Source organism: Ideonella sp. P3_A4, from assembly GCF_056403075.1.
Map to the genome: position 1 here is coordinate 1 of NZ_JBFUGE010000719.1, position 2,767 is coordinate 2,767.

The following is a 2,767-nucleotide window of genomic DNA, read 5'->3' on the forward strand; positions in this document are numbered from 1 at the left end:
ATCCTGCACCTGGCTGGCCGTGGCGCCGGTGGGCAGTTGGCCGGGCCCGTAGCCCGCACAGGCCACCAGGTACACCGCAGCTGCAGCAGCAGCGACCAACGTGCCGAATCTCAGAGCCAGAGGCATCATCTTCATCTTGAAACGGACGCGGTGGCCGCGCTTTGTTGCAGTGCGAAAACGGCGCGTCCAATCTATCACCGCGCCTAGAATTACGGTTTACCCTTTCGCGCCGACCCCACCTGCGCCGCTGGTTCAGCACACCATGACCCGCAAGCTCTTCGTCACCACCGCCCTGCCCTACGCCAATGCGCCCTTCCACATCGGGCACATGATGGAGTACATCCAGGCGGACATCTGGGTGCGGTTCCAGCGCATGCGCGGTGCCGAGGTGCATTTCGTCTGCGCAGACGACACCCACGGCGCGCCGATCATGATCGCCGCCGAAAAGGCCGGCAAGACGCCGCAGGCCTACGTGGCCGAGGTCGCGGCTGGCCGCGCGAAATACCTCGACGGCTTCCACATCGCCTTCGACAACTGGCACTCGACCGACGCGCCTGAAAACCACGCGCTGGCCAAAGAGGTGTACCTGGCGCTGCGCAAGAACGAGCTGATCGACGTCAAGACGATCGAGCAGTTCTTCGACCCCGAGAAGGGCATGTTCCTGCCCGACCGCTTCATCAAAGGCGAATGCCCGAAGTGCGGCACCAAAGACCAGTACGGCGACAACTGCGAGAACTGCGGTGCGGTCTACACGCCGATCGAGCTGAAGAACCCGTACTCCGCGCTGTCGGGTGCGACGCCGGTCATCAAGAGCAGCGAGCACTATTTCTTCCGCTTGTCCGACCCACGCTGTGTCGAATTCCTGCAGGGCTGGATGAACGAGCCGGGCCGCTTGCAGCCCGAGGTGCTGAACAAGGTGCGCGAGTGGTTCGCGCTCGACGAGCACGGCAAGCCGGCGCTGGGCGACTGGGACATCAGCCGTGACGCGCCCTACTTCGGCATCGAGATTCCCGACGCGCCGGGCAAGTATTTCTACGTCTGGCTGGACGCGCCGATCGGCTACCTCGCCTCGTTGTCCAACTATTGCAGCAAAAAAGGGATGAGCCTGGACACGCTGCTGGCCGACCCGGCGCTGCAGCAGGTGCACTTCATCGGCAAGGACATCACCACCTTCCACACGCTGTTCTGGCCGGCGATGCTGCACTTCTCGGGCCGCAAGGTGCCGGACCACGTCTTCGTGCATGGCTTCATCACCGTGAACGGCGGCGAGAAGATGAGCAAGAGCCGCGGCACCGGCATCTCGCCGCTGAAGTACCTGGAGCTGGGGCTGCACCCCGAATGGCTGCGTTACTACATCGCCGCCAAGCTGAACGCCCGCGTCGAAGACATCGACTTCAACCCCGACGACTTCTCGGCCCGCGTCAACTCCGACCTGGTCGGCAAGTACATCAACATCGCCAGCCGCGCCGCCGGCTTCCTGGCCAAGCGCTTCGGTGGCACGCTGTCGGGTGACCTGGGTGTCGAAGGCTCCAGCCTGCTCGAAACGCTGCGCGCCCACCGCACGGCGATCGAGCAGCTGTACGAAGAGCGCGAATACGGCAAGGCGCTGCGCGAGATCATGGCGCAGGCCGACAAGGTCAATGAATACGTCGACGCCCACAAGCCCTGGGAACTGGCGAAGAACGCCGACAACGCGGCCGCGCTGCACGACGTGTGCAGCACCTGCATCGAGGCCTTCCGCCTGCTGACGATCTACCTGAAGCCGGTGCTGCCGGCGCTGGCCGCCAGCGTCGAGGCCTTCCTGCGCGTCGAGCCGATGGTGTTCACCGATGCGGCCCGGCCGCTGGGCGCCCACACCATCGGCACCTACCAGCACCTGCTGCAGCGCGTCGACGAGAAGAAGCTCGAAGCCTTGTTCGAGGCGCCGCCGTCGGCCGAGACCGCGCCGGCGCTGCCTGGCGGCGAAGCGATCGCCGAAGAGATCAAGATCGACACCTTCGCCGCGGTCGACCTGCGCATCGCGAAGATCGTCAACGCTGAAGCCGTCGAGGGCTCGGACAGGCTGCTGCGTCTGACGTTGGACGTCGGCGAAGGTCGGATGCGCAATGTGTTCTCCGGCATCAAGAGCGCCTACCAGCCTGAAGACCTGATCGGCAAGCTGACGGTGATGGTGGCCAACCTGGCCCCGCGCAAGATGAAGTTCGGCCTCTCCGAAGGCATGGTCCTGGCTGCCAGCCACGCCGACGAGAAAGCCAACCCCGGCATCTTCGTGCTCGAACCTTTCCCCGGCGCGCAGCCGGGCATGCGGGTGCGTTGATGCACCCACGGCAGCCTGAACATCGCGAGCCTCTGCGCTCGTTGGTGTTTGGGTTGTCGCCACGCCGCCGCTTCATGGCGCGCGTGCACCACTGCGGTCCTCCAGCGCGGCCTTTCGCCGCCGCGCCCCCAGTCTCCCGGAGGACCCATGTCATTGCCCGTCACGCTGCACCGGTTCCGCCCTCGCCTGCTTGAGGCGTTGGCGGTTTACGACCGCCGTCAATTCGTCGCCGATCTGGGCGCGGGCCTGACCGTCGGCGTGGTCGCCTTGCCATTGGCCATGGCGTTCGCCATCGCTTCGGGCGTCAAGCCCGAGCAAGGCCTGTTCACCGCGATCATTGCCGGCTTCCTGATCTCGGCGCTCGGCGGCTCCAGCGTGCAGATCGGCGGCCCGGCCGGCGCCTTCATCGTCATCGTCTACGGCATCGTCGAGCGTTACGTCGTGGCGAAC

At 65.4% G+C, this 2,767-nt stretch carries 2 protein-coding genes; both read left to right on the forward strand.

Annotated elements, in window-relative coordinates:
• Positions 1-262 precede the first annotated feature (262 nt).
• Positions 263-2,317 (forward strand): methionine--tRNA ligase, encoded by a 2,055-nt coding sequence (metG, locus tag AC1DYI_RS31690; protein WP_477208087.1) that lies wholly within the window; start codon positions 263-265, stop codon positions 2,315-2,317.
• A gap of 147 nt (positions 2,318-2,464) precedes the next feature.
• Positions 2,465-2,767: SulP family inorganic anion transporter (locus AC1DYI_RS31695; protein WP_477208088.1), on the forward strand; the 303-nt coding region annotated here is incomplete at its 3' end.